This window comes from Paenalicyclobacillus ferrooxydans, from assembly GCF_001399675.1.
GTDB classification, from domain to species: Bacteria; Bacillota; Bacilli; order Alicyclobacillales; family Alicyclobacillaceae; genus Alicyclobacillus_B; species Alicyclobacillus_B ferrooxydans.
Genome location: NZ_LJCO01000046.1, coordinates 13,075 through 31,089, shown reverse-complemented (window position 1 = coordinate 31,089; position 18,015 = coordinate 13,075). Strand labels below are relative to the sequence as shown.

The window sequence follows — 18,015 nt, the reverse complement described above, 5'->3', positions numbered from 1 at the left end:
TAACAAACCCGCGCGCTGTGGCGGGTTTGTTATGTTTTCGGCTGAACTGAGATTGGAGATGCCTAGTGGTGGAACGCACGCAGCACAAGCAGAATCAGGAACCCGACGACAGCCGCCGCGACGGCAATCGCAAGGGCTCCGATGGAGAGGACGAACCACGTCACGAGTGTGCCGCCCACGAGCACATACAGACCGCGCAAGCGATGGATATGGAAGATAACGTTGTAGATTCGGGAAAGAAGGATGAGTCCGTAAAGGATGGCGATAAGCATAACTGCCCAGCCGAGGACTAGAGAATATAACTGAAGGACCCACCCGGCTGCTATCGGCAGCACGAGGCTGAGTAATGTCGTTTCGACTGACAGAAGTCGCAGTCGCTGCCCGCGGACCTTAAATAGATTGGTAGTCAGGTTGTGTGTCACCAGCGTGTACAGGCGTAACACTCCATATCCAACAGTCCCTGAAACTCCCGCGAGCACTAGAGCGATGATTACTAAGAGAACGGCTCGGAGACTTGTGGATTGTGTCATCAACCACTTAGGCAGCCCATCTCGGTGCAGATAGGTGATGGCAGCAGCATAGGCTGTCAGCGTGCTCGCCCACAGGGCAGCGTATCTGGAACGCACTACGGCCTTGTCAAACGGGATGTCCAGGTTGTCCTTGATAACGCGTTCACCCATACACAACCTGAGAAAGTCAATCCAAAATTGATAGGGTCCGAATGTTCTTTCTGCAACTTGCATTACTGCATTCCTCCAAGTCAATGTCCGATTTATTATACCGGAGGAATGACACAGGTAACAGTCTGCTGACCATGAACGATTTATTACGAGTGTTACGAGGAGGGCCACAAATTGACTGCACAGGATGCTCATAACCGCACAACGAAACCGGTTGTCATTCGGCCCGCAGGTACAATGCTGTTGGTACGAGATGGGGCAAGGGGCATTGAAGTACTTACATTGAAACGCTCACTGAAGATGCGCTTCTTGCCAGGGCACATCGCATTTCCAGGAGGCTCTCTGGACGAGGGAGACTGGCAGTTTGCGGGTGCAAGCAACGGTTTTGCCGTGATCGCGCAGGAACAGCCCGATGACAATGCGTATGCCTTTGCGGCACTGCGCGAGTGCGCTGAAGAGGTAGGCTTTGCGTGCGCGTTGTGTAAGAGCGGCGAGAGACTTGATGAGCGCAGATTGACCCTGTTCGACCAACAACGGCTTTTGAAATCAGAACTGAGGTATGAAGATTGGTTACACGAACAGGGACTTAAGCTCGATCTGTCGCGGCTGCGGTTTGTGGGCCGCTGGGTAACGCCGCCGGCTATGCCTGCGAGGTTCGATACTCGTTTCTTTTTATATCACATGAACAAACCCCGCTTAACGCCGTCCGTCAATTTGGACGAGAATGATTGGGCGCAGTGGGTCGAGGCAAGGTCCGTTGTCAGTCAGATTGCTGAGGGCAAGCTTGCAGCTGTACCACCGACCATTGCCATGCTGGAGGGCCTCGGTCGCTATCCAAAGGTTGATGCGTGTTTTGCTGACTTGAAAGTACCGGGGCCTCCAGCGTTGTAATACGGCACTTGAACTGTGTGCTATGAATTTGGGAGCCAACACTGACAAACGACCCGGTTTTTGTCAGGAAAACTCTCCCGCGGCCTTGTAACGCGGGGCTTCAGACAGATTGCTTTTGTCTTCAAGGATTCTGCCGAGCCGCACGAGCCGTTCGAGGTGTGCAATGACGGTGCGGTCTGCCACCCATTTGGCCGCAGCAGGCAGAGTATCTTGATAGATGTCCTTAACGAGTCCATCGACGTCTTTCGGTCCCTTGGCAAGGAGTTGAACAATCTGTTCTTCACGGCCAAGACGGCGTTGTTTGAGTTGCAGCGCCGCCTCCGATGCGTCGTTTAAGGCTTGCCCATGTCCCGGACCTGCAATGGAGCAGTTGCTGCTGCGAATCTGGTCCAAGGCTTCGTAATAGTCGTCCATGTTGCCGTCTGGCGGGCCAATCCACACGGAACCGTCACCAGCAAGATGGTCTCCAACGAGGATGACACCGTCTGTCGGAATGCGCAGATGGATGTGGCCTCTGGTATGACCCGGAACGTGATCGACCTCAACGCGAAGCCCCTCTAATTGGAACGCCGCCGGGATGGTTGCGATTTCAAGTTCCTGGTTGGTGACGGCTCTCAGTTCCGCCCGAAGCGCTTTATAATCCGCTTCATGAACATAAATGGGTGCCTTTGTATGTGCTTGAATATACGGCAAACCATGCGTATGATCGCGGTGATAGTGTGTCGCCGCGATAGCGACAACTCGCGGATTGCCGAGTTGGATGAGGATGGTGAGAGCCTGTTGAAGCAGATTGGTATCTGTGGTGCCAGCGTCAACCCAAATCGCTTGCGAACCGCTATGGATGATGTAAGTATTTGTCTCAAAGCTTGGGGGCAAGGTTGGGGTCGGGATCCGGAGTTGCACAACATGGTCGCTCAGTCGATGCATGTGAACCGTTAACGGATCATTCATGACAATACCTCCCTATCCATTGCCATCCGAGAGACCGACTCAACGGATTATATCTATCGTACCACGCACATCTTTGCGTGTGTAAATCTTCCAGTGCGTAAGATGGATGGACAGTTTAATCACGAACGGAGGACATCTTTTCGCTGGAGCTCTTCGTACTGGAGATCTGCGTACAGCTAGTCTATTTGCAAGCTTTGAGAACAAAGGAGTGGGGAACGCGTGCGTATCTATACACGAGGTGGAGACCAAGGCCAAACGAGTCTGATTTATGGGCGCAGAATTCGTAAGGATGACCCAAAGGTTGAAGCTTATGGGAACGTCGATGAAGCAAACTCTTGTATCGGTCTTGCAGTTGCTGCATTGCCTGAAGGTGAACGCTTTGAAGACTTGCGCCGCATGTGCCGCCGCATCCAAAGAGACCTGTTTGATGTCGGCCGAGACCTTGCGACCCCAGAAGACAAGCGGGACACCTTTTATGTCACTGATGACGATGTTACGTTGCTGGAGTCGATGATTGACACGTTGGATAAAGACAACCCGCCGCTTACACAGTTTATCCTTCCTGGAGGCCACGCAGCAGGTGCAACCTTCCATTTTGCAAGAACGGTCACTCGACGTGCTGAACGAAGTCTGGTTACCCTGCAGGATACCCAACACGGGGCACCTGTTGCATCAAAGTACCTCAATCGCCTCTCTGACTTTTTGTTCGTCGCGGCAAGAACTGTCAATTTTCGTACAGCGACACCTGAGGACACTGTAGACTTTGCGGGCGTGAAGCCGGATCCGTGGGGAGGAGCAACGGAGTTATGAACCACCGCGATATAGACTGGAAACTTGCCCTGATCGATCTCGATGGCACCCTTTATCGAGGCTCGAGGGTCATTCCTGGTGCACCAGAGTTCGTAGCGCGACTGCGCGACGAAGACATCCAACCGGTTTTCTTTACGAACAATGCAACGCGAACTCCTGTGGCGGTCGTCAAGCATTTAGAGAGGCTGGGCATCACGGCTATGCCTCACGAAGTCGTGACTTCTGCTCAAGCAGCTGCCAATCGGGTTGGGGCACCAGATGGGGATTCTTATGTTCTGTACATTGGACAGGAAGGACTTCACGAAGCGCTGCGTGAGGCAGGGCATCGCCCTCTTTCAGTGCGGCACCCGAAGGTCAGGGACCGATTGGGTCTCGTCAAGGCTGCGATCGTCGGACTTGATCCTGACGTGACCTATCGTGAGTTCGCATTGTTCAGTCAAAAAACCGCGGAATTGGGTTCCTTTATCCTGACAAACGGGGATGTCCAACTTCCAACCGAAGACGGATTTATGCCCGGTAACGGTGCTTTGGGTGTGTTTGTTGAGGCTGCCTCGAGAGTGCATCCTTACGTGGCCGGTAAACCGAATCCGGACTTTGTTGGTTACGCACTGGAACGCTTCGGGATTTCACGCGAGGATGCCTTTTTGGTCGGAGACAATCCAGACACGGATATTCGCTGCGGACGTCAGTTTGGCGTTTATACCATTTTGGTGGAGACAGGGGTAGCTGCCAACAGAAGGCTAGCCCAATCGGACAGCCCGATGGAAGAGCCGGACGAGGCCGTCAATTCTGTGGAGGACCTGTTCCTGTGACGCCCAATTTACAATCCTGTGTTTTCCAAAAATAAGGTTGTGTCGAATAATATTTACCGCTGTCGAATCTACTCAGAAGTTGTCTGAAAACCCTTGCTGTGATTGCCATTTGGGGCGAAATGAGGGCTTTTCTAGCAATCTTCAAAAGGGTTGATAGCCATATATATAGTGTGTATAATCGTCCATGCAACCACACAGCACACTAAATATAGTTATTCGGGTCGCGGCGGGAGTGAATCGGCTTGTATTGTCCATATTGTCACACGGATAATTCACGTGTCATGGAATCTAGGACCAGTGAAGACGGGACAACCATTCGGAGGCGGCGTGAGTGTGTCAATGAGGCATGCCAGCGGCGCTTTACGACCTACGAACGGGTAGAGCAGCGTCCCCTGATGGTCATCAAGAAGGATGCCAAGAGGGAAGAGTTTTCCTATGATAAGTTGTACCGAGGTGTGATGAAGGCTTGTGAGAAAAGGCCCATCTCCACGGAACAAGTCGAGCGAGTAGTCGAGGGGATTGCGCAGAGACTGAGAATCGACTTTGAGCAGGAAGTACCTTCTTCGATCATTGGGGAACTGGTGATGGACGCCCTGCGCGAGCTCGATGGGGTTGCTTATGTGCGGTTTGCAAGTGTATACCGGGAATTCCGGGACGTTGAGACTTTGGCAAAAGAGGTCTTGTCCTTGTTGACTGAAACGTCTGACAAAGGCTCGGCGTAAGTCCTACATAAGTGAGGCGTTGTGGATGGAACAAACACTTCATGAGAGTATGCTCCCGTTTACTGAAGAAGACTTTTTAGGAGCGACTGGAGAGCGCATCGTCGCCGACAGGTATCTGCTGAAAGACGTGAAGAAAGAGTCTCTTCAGGTTGGCTCCCTGGTCGTTGCCGTGTTAGACAAAAAGCGGGCATATCATGAGCTTGCAAGGATTGTGCAATTATCTCCGGAAAACCAAACGGCGATTGTACAGTTAAAAGACGGGACAGAAGAGACGCTGCCCTTTACACAAATTGACGTCCTTCTCGAAACGAGTCCGCGTGAGATGTGGAAACGTGTTGCAAGAGGAGCTGCGACCGTCACACACAATCCGGCACTTTGGGAAGACCGATTCTACGAACTTCAAAGTCATTGGCGCTATGTCCCGGGCGGAAGAATCAATGCCTCTATGGGAACGGGAATGCAGACGACGAGTTACAACTGTTTTGTGATTCCAAGCGTTGGTCCCTCTCTGAGGGATTATGCAGATTCGTTTGGACAAACCTTGGAAATTCAGGCGCGCAGCGGCGGCGTTGGTATGAACTTGTCGCGGATTCCGCCACAAGGAACCTATATTCCGGCTTCTGATGAAAATCGGAAGACAGCACTGCACTTGGTTCTTGACGTATGGCATGCTGACCTGGTTGATTTTCTCGCTACTGATTATCCTCACAGTACAAAGGTCGTGCGGATGTCGCAGTCGTTCCTGCGTGCTGTCGAAGAGGAAGCGGACTGGCGCTTTGCATTCCCGGATACGTCTACTGAAAAATATGACGAAGTGTGGAATGGTCAGATTGAGAACTGGATGGAGTCCGGTTTGCCCGTTGTATGGTCCGATCCGGTTTCAGCCCGGACGATCTACGACCAGATTTTAAGCAGCGGAGCTATCGTGTTAACAGATATCGTCGGACCTGTACTTTACCCAGGAGACCAACGGAGTACTATCGCGACGACTCTCGGGGATATGTGGGAACGCATGCGTGAGGGCAAGCGGGTGTCCATGGTGCTGTCGTCACTTCGCCCGCGCTACAGCTATGTACGTGGTGTCAATGGACGAAGCTCGGGAGCGTATTCATGGGGATTGTTGTACGACAAAGGCAATCAGGTGTTTGGCGATGGTTTTGGGCCAGTCGGTGTTGGAGAAATCATGAGTGTCGGTTGCCAACTGACGTTGCAAGGGGGCTCACGCCGCGGCGCGTTGATGTTGATTTTGAACGACCGTCATGCAGATATCCTCAAGTTCATCCGCTGCAAGCAAGTGGATGGCGTAATTACCGGTGCGAACATCTCGGTGGGTGTATCGGAACGTTTTATGGAAGCGAAACAAAATGATGAGAACTGGTCAATTGGATTTGTTCCAGAACATAAAATCGCCGAGTTTCATGGAGATTTTGACGCGTGGACGGCCGCTGATGAACCGTTCACAGTGACGGAGGAATTGCCTGCATCTGTGCTTTGGGATGAACTCGTTTTGTCTGCCTGGAAATCGGCAGAACCAGGGGTTGTATTCCTTGGACGAGCCAACCAGATGTCGAACTCATATTATTTTAATCCACTTGTTGCTACCAATCCATGCGGTGAACAGCCGCTTCCTGCAAACGGAATCTGCAACCTGGGTGCAGTCGTGTTGAGCCGTTTCGCGGTTGGATTCGCAGACAGTACAGATACGCTGCAATTTGCGGACCCTGACAAAGAGAATTACATTCGTCAGTTGCTCACAGACAAATTTGATGCTGAGCAGGCAGAGTTTCTGCTGCACCACATCAAGTGGGAAGAGCTGGAGGAAACCACACGCAGCGGCATTCGTTTTCAGGACGCGGTCATTGATGCGACCTATTATCCATTTGAAGAAAACCGCATCAATCAGATGAGCGAACGTCGTGTTGGTCTGGGCATCATGGGACTCCATGATCTCCTTCTCTACTGTGGGATTCGTTATGGTTCAGAAGACAGTGTGAAACTCATTGATGTGCTGATGGGTATGATGGCAGAGTGGAGCTACTTGGAATCTGTCGAACTGGCCAAAGAGAACGGTCCGTTCCCGAGGTTTGAAGCCGATAAGTTCTTGCAGTCCGGTTATATGCGTCAAATGGCCGCTGTCCGTCCGCACGTGACTGAGGCAATTGCGGCTCACGGCGTGCGCAACGTGACGACGATGACCATTGCACCAACCGGCACGACGGGGACGATGGTCGGCTGCTCGACGGGTTGTGAACCGTACTATGCTTGGTCCTATTTCCGAAACAGCCGGCTTGGTATGTTTGAAGAGAACGCGACGATTGTCCAGGAATACCTTGATACACATGAGGGTGTTGCTCTCCCTGAGTACTTTGTGACCGCAATGGAACTGTCGCCGGAAGATCACGTTCGCGTCCAAGGGGCATTGCAGAGGTGGATCGACAGCTCGATCTCGAAGACCTGTAACGCACCAAATTCATACACCGTAGAGAACACCAAAGAACTGTACGACCTCGCTTACGAACTCGGATGTAAGGGCGTCACCATCTACCGCGACGGGTCTCGCTCAGAACAGGTACTCTCTTTGAAACAGGAGAGCGAGGAGACTGAGGAGAAGGGGAAGACAGTTGCAGAGGCAGAACCCGTAGTGAACGAGGTGAGCGCGGTCAACAGTGTGCTCGAAACGGCTGCTCGTGCAGAAGGTGGGTATATCAAGCGCGATCGTCCGGATGTGCTGTACGGAGCGACATACCGTAAGAACACGCCGCTTGGAAAAGCGTACATCACCATCAACGATGACCCTGACGAGCACGTAGCGCTTGAGATGTTCGTCAACATCGGCAAAGCCGGAAGTGACGTGTATGCGTCCAATGAAGCGCTCGGCCGCGCGATTACGCTCTATCTGCGAGACTCTCGCAATCCGAACAAGGAAGCCGAGCTTGTACGTCACTTCTCTGGGATCGGCGGGTCAAGTTCAGTGGGATTTGGCGCACAACGTATCACGTCCGTGCCTGACGCTATCGCCAAGGCTCTGATTGAACATTCGGAGACGTTCCCGATGAGAAAGAGTGCGTTTCAAGAGTGGGCATCCGGTCAGGAGACCGCAACGGTGGCCAAGGTAGATGAGAAGCCGCGGGAGACCCCGGTACTGCGGACCTTCACTCTTGCGAAGGACCTCTGTCCGAACTGTCATCAACTGTCTCTGGTTCACACGGGTGGATGTTACGAATGTGAGGCATGTGGATACAGCAAGTGTTAGTCCGGGTACTTTGAATTTCGTCGCTCGAAGGTGACGGTCTACACGAAAGAAATGTTTCGTTTTAAGTTATTCGGCTATGTACAGATGTACATAGCCGAATTTTATCTGCGGGTCAGACGTTGAGCAGACAAGGAGCTAGAATCATAACTCACCGGACAGGACACCTTACGGGGTAGGAATGGGATCGATGCTCCCATTCAGGTTGTCACTCGTGGAGGTGCAAAAGATGGATTCCCTGAACCCAGATACGTCGGAATTGGCAGACGCGATGTTTCACCCTAGTAACTATGAAGACGATAAGGATTTGTCCGAAGCCTTGGCGACTACGCATGAGCAGGTGAGCGACGTTTACATGGCAGGGACCAGTGATGGTATCACCTTTTTAGAGAACGGTGCTGTCAGAGAGAACTCGATGAATCGCCGACAGGCATCGGATCGAACGAAGCCATAACAAGCAGATAGTGACAGGCGTCCCAACACTCAAGCTTCGATGGACACGAGGCCGGGTCAACCGAATGTGGTTGACCCGGCTCTCTAAAAAATCATGATCGCCTCATGGCTCTCAACTATACTTCTTGGATTCCATATATGATAAAGCTGACGAGATGAGTTCGACCGTGTAAAATAGTTCGAAGTTCACCGTAGCGTGGAATGCAGAATCGAATTGAAATGAGGCGGAGCAGATGAGCGAAAAATCAATGCGGCTGGACCGATTGCTTGGTAACATGGGGCTCGGAACGCGGAAAGACATTAAGGAAATGGCGCGCCAAGGGAGAGTTTTTGTCAACGGAACGCCGGTCCGCGATACGAGTATACACGTTACTCCATCGACCGACCTTGTAGAGGTAGACGGGGAGCGGGTGGTTTACCGCGAACACATCTATCTGATGATGAACAAGCCGGCAGGTCTTGTCTCGGCTACAGAGGATGCAAGGGAGGAGACCGTGGTCTCGTTGCTTGAACCGGAAGACCAGGCATTTAACCCGTTTCCGGTTGGCAGACTGGACAAGGATACCGAGGGACTCCTGATCTTGACTAATGACGGTCAACTGACGCATGAGCTCCTATCTCCGAAGCGTCATGTTCCAAAGACCTATTATGCCAAGGTCCTCGGCGAGGTAAACGATTCTGACGTGGAGGCATTTTCGGAGGGAGTTACACTGGATGATGGGTATGAATGCTTGCCAGGTGAGCTTACGATTCTCCAAAGAGACGAACCATATAGTCAGATTGAGTTAACTATCTTTGAAGGGAAGTTCCATCAGGTAAAGCGCATGTTCGAAGCTGTCGGGAAAAAGGTGATTTACCTTCAGCGAATTCGTATGGGGGCCTTGGAGTTAGACAACGACCTTCCGACAGGAACGTACCGTGAACTGACCGACGAAGAACTGCAGTTGCTGCGGCAACGCTAGGTACATCTGCGCAGGCTAAGTTCAATGAGGAAACATCGAGTCGCGAACGACAATCGACAATTGTATGTATTTGTTTGATTTGTGTAGACTTCGCCCGTCAGAACTTGACGAAAAACTCTGCTTTGATGTCGAATTTCTGATTGGCTTGTCTAAACGACGGGAATAATCTTATTTTTCGGGGAATGATGGTTCGTGACTTTTCATGGACAAGCTGTACTCTTATCAGGGCCTGTATGGCGCAAAAATGTTTAAATTGCTAAAATGACTCCTAGAATACTCACAGAGGAGGTGGGGCGTATGGAGTCTTCAATGAATGAACAATTTGAGTCATTTGAAGAAGTTATGTCACGTCTACAGCAAATCATGAAAATGCACTATCCTGGGAAGGACTCCGGACTCACTGCAAGTCAACTGTTTATCCTGCGTCTTCTTATGCATTCAGAGCAGGCAAAGGCATCAGATATCGCTCGAGCGTCAGGGCTGAGTCCGGGTGCTGTAACGCAAGTATGTGATGAACTGGTCAAGGAAGGGTTGGTACAGAGAACCAGATCGCAGGACGACAGACGCGTGGTGCATATCCAAATCACCGATGAAGGGCGCGCTGTCTTCCAAAAAATACGGCAAACCCGCAGTGACAAAATCAAGTTGATCCTGACACGCCTCGGAGATCACGATGCAAAGGAGTTCGTGCGCATCATTGGCAGAGTTGTGGACATCGTAGAACTTGAAATGGATGGACAGAGGTGAAGAACTGTGGAGAAAATTGCTTGGATTGGTCTTGGTACCATGGGCGTACCGATGGCTCGAAACGCTGCCGAGAAGGGCTTTCACGTTACCGCATATAATCGAACGCCAAAATTGCCGGACGTAGGTGCTGCAAAGGTGGCAGATTCCGTCGCAACGACAGTTGAGGGCGCAACTGTGGTATGTATCATGGTATCGGACGGCGCAGCGGTGGAAGATGTGCTGTTTGGGAGCGGCAACGTTGCTGCTCAAGTAGACCGGGGTACAGTTGTAGTAAACATGAGCACGATTGGGGTCGAGGAAACGAAAAACTTCGCGCTCCGTTTGGCTGACTTGGGGCTGGAGTGGGTTGATGCTCCGGTGTCGGGATCGGTTGGGCCGGCTCGAGACGGAACATTGGTGTTCATGGTAGGTGGGATGGAGAGCACGTACGAACGGCTCAAGCCTTTGTTCCTAGCCATGGGTAAAGAGGCGTTTTATTTAGGTCCTGTCAGCAGTGGGGCAGGTATGAAGTTACTCGTCAATGCTTATCTCGGTACGGTCGTGGAGGCAGTCAGCGAATGCATGGCCATCGCTGACAAGTCCGGTCTAGATCGTATGAAATATCTGGAAGTTTTAAAGCAAACAGGAATGTGGGCCCCCATCTTGGCTGCGAAAACGCCGATGTGGCGTGACAATGAGTTCCCACAGTCGTTTGCACTCAAACACATGGCAAAGGACATGGGGCTTACCAGCCAATTCGCACGCTCGATTTCCGCTGCAACGCCGACACTGTCGAACACACTGCAGGTCTACCTGTCTGCTCTTGCGAATGACCTTGCGGAGCAGGACATGGCAGGCGTATTTCGGGAGACGTCAAGACTTGCGGGGAGTGAAGCGTGAAGAGAGCCGTTGTTTTTGATCGGGACGGGGTCATTAACAACAACAAAAAGCCTGTCAACCTCCCAGAACAACTCATCCTGTTTCCCGATGCCGCAGCGTCAATCCGACGTTTAAACGATGCCGGATATCTCGTGTGCATTGCTACCAACCAGGGCGGAGTCGGTCTCGGATATCTGTCGGAACAAGGGCTTGTCGATATTCACCGGACCATGCTGAAAAAGCTGAACAGTGAAGGGTCTCGTGTTGACGAAATAGCGGCTTGTACGCACGCCCCCGATGCGGGGTGTGATTGCCGTAAACCCAATCCTGGAATGTTGGTCAGGCTTCAGGACCACTGGGGATTTTCTTTCGCGGACAGTTATATGGTTGGAGACCGTGAGACCGACATTGAAGCTGGAAAGCGTGTTGGCATGAAAACCGTATTTATTGGTACTGCACCCACGTCAGCGGACTATCAAACAACCACGTTGACGGGTGTGGTGGATTGGATTCTGCAGGCAGACTCACCATCAGAGTAGGGTTTCATAAGATACATCAGGTCGAATACGGCCCCAGTCTGACATTGACAAGGGGGATTTTTGCGATGCGAGTTGATGGAGATCTAGACCAACTCTGGGATTGGTGTCTGCGCCGCGTAACTGTACTGGATTTCGTGCCGCAAGGAGGGTCTTCCAAGCACACCGGGTATCTGATCCATCGGACAGACGGGGCGTCGCATCCCGATCCGGATGCCCCGGGATGGTTCTGGTCTGCATACCCGGTACTTTCCCCCTATTATCCGGTTCCTAGCGTGTCTCCTGAGTGGATAGACGCCTGGTCGATGCAAGATTTTCAGGGATTTTGGTGGTAATCCACATGGCTCCTCGAAACTGTCGTATATCCCCTGACGCAGGCGCTTCAGACAGATGCTTCAGACAGATGCATTCCTCCTCGTTCATTCGTCCGCATGGATGCGTTCAACATCAAAACATTGGCCGCTCAGTGAACTATTTAGAAGTTTGGGCAGTCCTTCTGTTAGACCCACGCTTGTCAGCACAAGGGCGCATTCAGAGGAGATTGAAAATATGGCATTCTCGATGAAACTCGTTCGTGAGGGTAACCGCGAACTATTTGCGATATTTGGAGTGATGGAAGTGTCAGCGATGAATCCTCTGTTTGAACACATTCGAACATCAATTGATGTCAAACATGACTCACATGCCGGCAGATGTCATCTTACCGTGTGGATTACAGAAGAAGGCTTCCATCACCCCAGAGCGGTGAACTTAACGTTTGACACGAGGAGAGATGCAAAAGTTCTGAATTCGATTATCGGTGGCACGGACATCATCCTCGTCGCGTCGCCGAATCCAGACGAATTGACGGATACCAATGTCAACGTTGCGGCTTGGTCAGCGATTGATGGCGGGTATGTTTATGTACACCTGAAGGAAAGCGAGAGACAGCTGTTGCAGACATGTTTGTCTTGAGTGCAGCAACCAGACGGATCCTTCGTGGTCCCTGACAAAGCGCATAGAAACACGCAGTTCAGGCATAATACGTCGTGTCTTGCTTCGTGAACAGGGAGGGGCGGATGCGTTCCGTGTTGGGAAAATTACCGATGTCTATCCTTCGTGTGGAGACCTAAGAACCGGTGGCCGTCTATCGCTTTTCAATCATTGACGGACTTACTGCCCCCTATGAGACTACGATTTATGGTGAGATGGTTATGGATAGCCGAGAGGATGCGATTCACGACTTCCTCACACAGAATCACTTGTATTTACTAGAGATAGCTGAGGACCGTATTTTTGTCGAAAACCAGTACGGTGTTCAGACCACCTATTCGATTTGCATGCCCCGAAACGTATGTTTCTTCAAACATAAACGGAACCTTGCATTTGTTCCAGACTCCCCTTAACAACGAGAGTTCCTGGCTCATACTGGTTTGCATTAGTCATGCTACTTGACAACGACTACGCCGAAAGACACACTTCATCCGTACCTAGTATAAAATATGCCGACAACTGTCTTGGGATTTGTATGTCCCTAAAGGCCTTTGTTACAATTAATTCTCTGCTTGTGTGGAACAATGGTAACCAGACATCGGAACGGTTTATGACTGGAGTCGTGATTGTACCAGTTCACTGCGGGTTCATGGGCTCGTGTCAGACGACAGTTCAAGGAAGAGCTGAGAGACTTGATGATATTCACCTTTTATCTGAGCCGCCTTCTTCACAATCGCGTCTATGACGAGAACGGAAGATCTGTTGGGCGACTGCAGGATTTGGTCGTGGACGCAAATGCCCTGCGTCCAAAGGTCATCGCCGTTCAAGTTGGTCGTGGACACGACTCGATGCAAATCGGATTTGATGCTGTGACGATTGAGAAGGTGAACGCTCAATATCGAATCACGTGTAAGAATGTTTCGCCGGTCATCTTGCAAATGGATGGCACGTTTATGCTGAAGAAGCATGTTTTGGACAAACAGCTCATTGACATCGACGGCCGCAAACTGGTTCGAGTGAATGACGTACGTTTGGCAATGCTGTCCGGAGGAACATTCGTAGTCGCAGTCGACGTCGGCATTGAAGGTCTGTTACGCCGGTTGGGCGTGGCCAAACCGGTGAAACGAATGCTGCAGCCGTTCGATGTGTCCATTCCCTCAAATCTGTTGTTGTGGGATGAGATAGAGACCGTTCACTTTGGTCAACGCGACATTCGATTGTCTAAGGATTTGACAAAACTGGCCACAATGCATCCCTCGGACTTGGCTGACATCCTAGAGGACTTAGATATGAAGTCCCAACTTGACATGTTTACGTCCTTAGATGAAGAAACCAAATTAAATGTTCTAGAAGAATTAGAGTCTGAAGCACAAGTCGCTGTCTTAGAACAGATGACCGTCCGCGAAGCTGCAGCCATCCTGGAAAAACTCCCATCCGACGAGGCTGCAGACATTCTTGACGAATTGGAGAATGCCCGAGCCAGCGAAATCCTTGATGCTATGCATCAGGAATCATCGGATGCGATTCAGACCCTTCTACAATATGATGAGGACAGTGTTGGGAGTATCATGACAACCGACCACCTGTGCTTCTCCGAAACTGTAGAGGCGCAGGAGGTAATCTCATCCTTACGCCAATTGAAACCGGATGGGGATAGAGTGTACTACCTCTATGTCGTCGATAACTCAAACCGATTGATTGGGACCGTTTCCTTGAGAGACTTAATTATTGCAGAACCAACAGCGACGTTAGGCAGCTTTACGAATCAAAACATCATTTTTGTGCACGACACAGACGATACTGACGTTCTTTTTGACATTGTCGACAAATACAACCTTCTCGCGGTGCCGGTGGTGGATAAAACGCAACAGTTGGTTGGGGTGGTTACCGTCAACGACGTGATGCACACTTTGAGACGGACGCGCAAAGGTCGGTTCTAGGGGGGAAGTTATGTCATCATTGACGCGTCGATCGTTCATCGGACGGATCTTGTTCTTTTTTGCGCTGGTCGGACCCGGTATTATTACCGGCAGCGTGGACAACGATGCCGGAGGCATTACAACGTACTCCGTTGCAGGTGCGACTTATGGCTACAACTTGATCTGGACGTTAATTCCCTCGTTTTTTGTTTTGTTAATCGTTCAAGAAATGAATGCGCGCATGGGAATTGTCACCGGAAAAGGGCTGGCTGATCTCATTCGGGAGAACGCCGGAGTGAAAATTACGTTTTTCATCTTCGTGGGATTACTGGTTGCTGATGTTGGCAATACAATGACGGAATTTGCTGGCGTGGCCGGAAGCATGCAAATTTTCCACGTCAGCAAGTATATTTCAATTCCCATTGTGGCGTTTGCCGTATGGTTGCTCGTCGTCAAGGGTTCATATGGAGTTGCGGAAAAAATCTTTCTTGTTTTTAGTGCTGCCTTGCTGTCCTATGTGGTCTCAGCTATTGCTGGAAAACCACAGTGGGGTGCCATAGGGAGCGCAACGGTGCATCCGCACTTTCCTGTGACGCTGAATTCTGTTTCCTTAGTCATTGGCCTGGTCGGTACGACCATTGCACCGTGGATGCAATTCTACATGCAATCGGCTGTCATCGAGAAAAAACTTCGGATTGAGGACTACAAATACACGCTCATTGACGTCGTCGTCGGTTGTGTTGCAACCGTTGCAGTGGCGTTTTTTATCATGGTTGCATGTGGCTCGACTTTATTTGTGCATGGGCATGGAACCCCTATTCATGATGCCAAGGACGCCGCAATGGCGCTCAAGCCCCTGGCTGGTGCAATGGCATCACAGATTTTCGCAGTCGGACTCTTTGTCGCATCTGTGTTTTCAGCGACGATATTGCCTGTAGCGACGGCTTTTTACGTCTGCGAGGCATTTGGATTCGAAGCAGGTATTGAACGGAAGTGGAAAGAAGCACCACAATTTTACATACTATACACGGTCATTTTGGCTCTTGGTGCAGGGATCATCCTCATTCCCCACGCACCGCTCATCACGATTACACTTTGGTCTCAACAAGTAAACGGAATTTTGTTGCCAGTGGTTCTGATCAGCATGATGTTGTTGGTGAACAACCGAGAAATCATGGGTAAGTACACGAACAAACGTTGGATGAACGTCATAGGGTGGGCCACCATCGTGGTATTGGTATCGCTGTCACTGGTTCTGATTGGCCTTTCTCTGTAGGGTAACTGGTCATTGCCGGTTTGTTCCAGGCACGTGGACGAGCTCTTGAGAATTCTGACCAGAGCGGCTATCAAGAGCGGGCATCAGTGGTCTTCTGCCAACCGATACTCGCTCTTTTTCCTTCGTTTATATCTGCCGTGGGTGCAGATTGTGTTTTTGGATCCGATGGGAAGCTGTTTCCGTTAGTGGTTCCATTATCCAAACCATTTACTCTTTTATTTGCAGGTTCTGACGGCGTTTTCCAGTTCTCGGTGACACTCGGGTCTTGGACGGGGTTTTTTTGAATCAGTCCGTTCTCGAAGAACTGCGTTGCCATGTATTTTGCTTCGAGCGGGTTTACAATCCAATAACTTACGTCGTTTCTGATTTTTGGGTCAGGATTGTGAAAAGATCCTGGGAGAGTTTCGTGGATAATTTGATATCCGCGGTACGTGTTGGCGTTTGCTGCCAACTGCAAGACGTTCAGCGTGGACATATCTGTATCCATCGTGCCCCAGAACTCTCTCACAAGCGTGGGGAGTTTCGTGATGTTTTGCGGCTGCAACAGTTTGTCCGACAAAGCTTGCAAAAACTCCTGCTGCCGTTGGGTACGACCAATATCGCCGAGTGCATCGTGTCGAAACCGTACAAAGCCGAGTGCCTGAGCACCATTTAAAGTCTGAACACCAGGGTGCAAGTTAATGATGTTGTATTCCGTATCGCCTGTATTATAGTACATACGTTCCGGCACATTCAGGGTGATTCCACCGATTGTATTGATGATTTGGACTAAACCGCCAAAGTGCGTAAGTGCATAATTGTCAATGTGCTGCCCGGTTAATTGTGAAACCACGGACTTAGTCAGCGTGGGTCCACCGAGCATCAGTCCCTCGTTGATCTTTGCAGACGAACCGTTTGGGTACGTGACTTTTGTGTCGCGAGGGACGGAGAGTAACTCAATGCGCTTGTTCTTTGGATCGATACTGGCTAAAATCAGGACGTCAGTGTTTCCACCGGTCTCACCAGGACGGGTATCTGTACCAATCACCAGGACCGTCTGCCGACTGGGCTCCGGTGGTGCGACGGGTGTCGTTATGGCATTCGTTGTTGTGTTGGATGGTGTGGTGTATGCGGGATATTGAACGTCATGTGTGAGCGGTCGATTCAGCCGGTAGTAAGCGGCCCCCCCGAGAATGAGAAGGGCGCCTAGAGTAGTGGGGATGCCAATCCGAACCGCTTTGTGCCGTTTTAACCTCATTGATTCGGGTGATTGCTTACGTGCGTGTCGTCCTGCCAAACAGCTCAACTCCTGTAGCACTGTCCCGTTAGTGTTCCTCCAAAATTGGACACTATACGATGCAATGTGGAATCCTGTCACATTCAGTCGAATACGCATTGATTGTACATGTCTTCCAATTCTATCGAAAGCGTAATCGGCATCTACGAGAATCTAAGGCGCGGCTCGTCGAATTCGGCATCTAGTGGAATTTTGCATCTAATCGAATATGGAACGAAAATGGTCGCAAGGACAGCGTTCGTACCGAATGGTATAATGATACGGATGTAGACAGGTAATGATAACGGCTGAACAGTCCGACCGTAGGAGGCGTGTTATGAATCAATTGCTCCCAGATTGGATGTTCGCTGCTTTTGCCATTGGAGCATGGTCTGTGGGGAGTTGGGTGTACACACACTGGCACTGGGCTCCGGCGAGATGGATTGCAATTGGGTTGATTGTAATCTGTGCTTTAGTGCTTGGTGTTCGCTATATATCTCGTTGGCTGCGGCGGATGAAATCCCCGGAAGTTCACGACCCTGATGAGTGGAAGCAGTATTAATGAAGCAAATTAACTCTCCAGCGTATTTGGCAGCAGGGTAGTTTGCAATTGTTTTCTATGGCCTTGTGCAGTTTGAGGAGGAGAAGACGGGTGGTTACATTCTGGCTGCTGTTAGATATCCTTGCGATTGTTGCAACGTTCGGGTTCGGTGTTGCGATTAACATGGTTTTCCGACGAGGATGGGTTTCTCCTGTGATATATATCGTATTTTCAATCTACCTGATGATCAGAGCCGCTGCCAGGATGACATGGCCGGAGTGGATATTGTTCTTCGTTGGGCTGATTGGAGCTCTCTTGTCTGGGTATGCTGTTCGAAGTCTGCGCAAACGTGGGTACTCCTTGTTTACGCGGTAGACCCT

The 18,015-nt window shown here is 50.7% G+C and carries 19 protein-coding genes; 16 read left to right on the top strand and 3 right to left on the bottom strand.

Translation table 11 applies throughout. The annotated features are described in order from the left end of the window. Positions 1–62 precede the first annotated feature (62 nt). Positions 63–743, bottom strand: a complete 681-nt coding sequence (locus AN477_RS10975) for a hypothetical protein (protein ID WP_054969208.1) — start codon at positions 741–743, stop codon at positions 63–65. A 111-nt stretch (positions 744–854) separates the two neighbouring features. Here AN477_RS10975 and AN477_RS10970 point away from each other — a divergent pair, with 111 nt between their 5' ends. Further along, the gene (locus AN477_RS10970; protein ID WP_054969207.1) at positions 855–1,571 is read left to right on the top strand and encodes an NUDIX hydrolase; all 717 of its coding nucleotides are present in this window, start codon (positions 855–857) and stop codon (positions 1,569–1,571) included. 63 nt (positions 1,572–1,634) lie between these two features. Here AN477_RS10970 and AN477_RS10965 read toward each other — a convergent pair whose 3' ends face one another. Further along, entirely contained in the window at positions 1,635–2,522 is an 888-nt protein-coding gene (locus AN477_RS10965; protein ID WP_054969206.1) for an MBL fold metallo-hydrolase, read from the bottom strand. A gap of 219 nt (positions 2,523–2,741) precedes the next feature. Between AN477_RS10965 and AN477_RS10960 the strand changes: the two genes are divergently transcribed. From AN477_RS10960 to AN477_RS10895, 13 genes are all read left to right on the top strand, one after another. Continuing rightward, positions 2,742–3,332 carry a cob(I)yrinic acid a,c-diamide adenosyltransferase gene (locus AN477_RS10960; RefSeq protein WP_054969205.1) on the top strand — a complete coding sequence of 197 codons (591 nt, stop codon included), beginning with the start codon at positions 2,742–2,744 and terminating at the stop codon, positions 3,330–3,332. After that, the gene (locus tag AN477_RS10955) at positions 3,329–4,144 is read left to right on the top strand and encodes an HAD-IIA family hydrolase (protein ID WP_054969204.1); all 816 of its coding nucleotides are present in this window, start codon (positions 3,329–3,331) and stop codon (positions 4,142–4,144) included. Before AN477_RS10960 ends, AN477_RS10955 begins: the two co-directional genes overlap by 4 nt. Positions 4,145–4,386: 242 nt before the next feature. Further along, positions 4,387–4,866 carry a transcriptional regulator NrdR gene (gene nrdR, locus AN477_RS10950; protein ID WP_054969203.1) on the top strand — a complete coding sequence of 160 codons (480 nt, stop codon included), beginning with the start codon at positions 4,387–4,389 and terminating at the stop codon, positions 4,864–4,866. A gap of 25 nt (positions 4,867–4,891) precedes the next feature. Next, positions 4,892–8,119 carry an adenosylcobalamin-dependent ribonucleoside-diphosphate reductase gene (locus tag AN477_RS10945; protein WP_157061910.1) on the top strand — a complete coding sequence of 1,076 codons (3,228 nt, stop codon included), beginning with the start codon at positions 4,892–4,894 and terminating at the stop codon, positions 8,117–8,119. 226 nt (positions 8,120–8,345) lie between these two features. Continuing rightward, on the top strand, positions 8,346–8,570 hold the full coding sequence (locus AN477_RS10940) for a YozQ family protein (RefSeq protein ID WP_245631790.1): 225 nt from the start codon (positions 8,346–8,348) through the stop codon (positions 8,568–8,570). 232 nt (positions 8,571–8,802) lie between these two features. Continuing rightward, a complete protein-coding gene (locus tag AN477_RS10935) occupies positions 8,803–9,531 on the top strand; it encodes a pseudouridine synthase (RefSeq protein WP_054969200.1) in 729 nt (242 codons plus the stop codon). A 297-nt stretch (positions 9,532–9,828) separates the two neighbouring features. Next, complete coding sequence (locus AN477_RS10930) at positions 9,829–10,278, top strand: MarR family winged helix-turn-helix transcriptional regulator (protein ID WP_054969199.1); 450 nt, start codon at positions 9,829–9,831, stop codon at positions 10,276–10,278. Between the two features lie 6 nt (positions 10,279–10,284). Then, on the top strand, positions 10,285–11,157 hold the full coding sequence (locus tag AN477_RS10925; protein WP_054969198.1) for an NAD(P)-dependent oxidoreductase: 873 nt from the start codon (positions 10,285–10,287) through the stop codon (positions 11,155–11,157). Then, positions 11,154–11,675 (top strand): D-glycero-alpha-D-manno-heptose-1,7-bisphosphate 7-phosphatase, encoded by a 522-nt coding sequence (locus AN477_RS10920; protein WP_054969197.1) that lies wholly within the window; start codon positions 11,154–11,156, stop codon positions 11,673–11,675. The genes AN477_RS10925 and AN477_RS10920 overlap by 4 nt, the downstream gene beginning before the upstream one ends. Positions 11,676–11,740: 65 nt before the next feature. Next, a complete protein-coding gene (locus tag AN477_RS10915) occupies positions 11,741–12,007 on the top strand; it encodes a hypothetical protein (protein ID WP_054969196.1) in 267 nt (88 codons plus the stop codon). 214 nt (positions 12,008–12,221) lie between these two features. Beyond that, positions 12,222–12,626, top strand: a complete 405-nt coding sequence (locus AN477_RS10910) for a hypothetical protein (protein WP_054969195.1) — start codon at positions 12,222–12,224, stop codon at positions 12,624–12,626. 644 nt (positions 12,627–13,270) lie between these two features. Further along, entirely contained in the window at positions 13,271–14,584 is a 1,314-nt protein-coding gene (locus AN477_RS10900) for a magnesium transporter MgtE N-terminal domain-containing protein (protein ID WP_211265997.1), read from the top strand. Between the two features lie 10 nt (positions 14,585–14,594). Continuing rightward, entirely contained in the window at positions 14,595–15,839 is a 1,245-nt protein-coding gene (locus AN477_RS10895) for an Nramp family divalent metal transporter (RefSeq protein WP_054969193.1), read from the top strand. A 70-nt stretch (positions 15,840–15,909) separates the two neighbouring features. On the opposite strand, the gene AN477_RS10890 is transcribed toward AN477_RS10895, so the two are convergent. Continuing rightward, complete coding sequence (locus tag AN477_RS10890) at positions 15,910–17,115, bottom strand: LCP family protein (RefSeq protein WP_054969192.1); 1,206 nt, start codon at positions 17,113–17,115, stop codon at positions 15,910–15,912. Positions 17,116–17,431: 316 nt separating this feature from the next. On the opposite strand from AN477_RS10890, the gene AN477_RS10885 reads away from it, so the two are divergent. Then, positions 17,432–17,656, top strand: coding sequence for a hypothetical protein (locus AN477_RS10885; RefSeq protein WP_054969191.1), 225 nt, complete (start codon positions 17,432–17,434; stop codon positions 17,654–17,656). Between the two features lie 90 nt (positions 17,657–17,746). Beyond that, entirely contained in the window at positions 17,747–18,010 is a 264-nt protein-coding gene (locus tag AN477_RS10880; RefSeq protein ID WP_054969190.1) for a hypothetical protein, read from the top strand. Positions 18,011–18,015: the final 5 nt, after the last annotated feature.

Excerpts from the sequence above, each read along its gene's own strand:
- AN477_RS10975 (WP_054969208.1), bottom strand. The coding sequence starts at position 743 with ATGCAAGTTGCAGAAAGAACATTCGGACCCTATCAATTTTGGATTGAC.
- AN477_RS10965 (WP_054969206.1), bottom strand. The coding sequence starts at position 2,522 with ATGAATGATCCGTTAACGGTTCACATGCATCGACTGAGCGACCATGTT.
- AN477_RS10955 (WP_054969204.1), top strand. The coding sequence starts at position 3,329 with ATGAACCACCGCGATATAGACTGGAAACTTGCCCTGATCGATCTCGAT.
- AN477_RS10945 (WP_157061910.1), top strand. The coding sequence starts at position 4,892 with ATGGAACAAACACTTCATGAGAGTATGCTCCCGTTTACTGAAGAAGAC.
- AN477_RS10940 (WP_245631790.1), top strand. The coding sequence starts at position 8,346 with ATGGATTCCCTGAACCCAGATACGTCGGAATTGGCAGACGCGATGTTT.
- AN477_RS10935 (WP_054969200.1), top strand. The coding sequence starts at position 8,803 with ATGAGCGAAAAATCAATGCGGCTGGACCGATTGCTTGGTAACATGGGG.
- AN477_RS10930 (WP_054969199.1), top strand. The coding sequence starts at position 9,829 with ATGGAGTCTTCAATGAATGAACAATTTGAGTCATTTGAAGAAGTTATG.
- AN477_RS10915 (WP_054969196.1), top strand. The coding sequence starts at position 11,741 with ATGCGAGTTGATGGAGATCTAGACCAACTCTGGGATTGGTGTCTGCGC.
- AN477_RS10910 (WP_054969195.1), top strand. The coding sequence starts at position 12,222 with ATGGCATTCTCGATGAAACTCGTTCGTGAGGGTAACCGCGAACTATTT.
- AN477_RS10895 (WP_054969193.1), top strand. The coding sequence starts at position 14,595 with ATGTCATCATTGACGCGTCGATCGTTCATCGGACGGATCTTGTTCTTT.
- AN477_RS10885 (WP_054969191.1), top strand. The coding sequence starts at position 17,432 with ATGAATCAATTGCTCCCAGATTGGATGTTCGCTGCTTTTGCCATTGGA.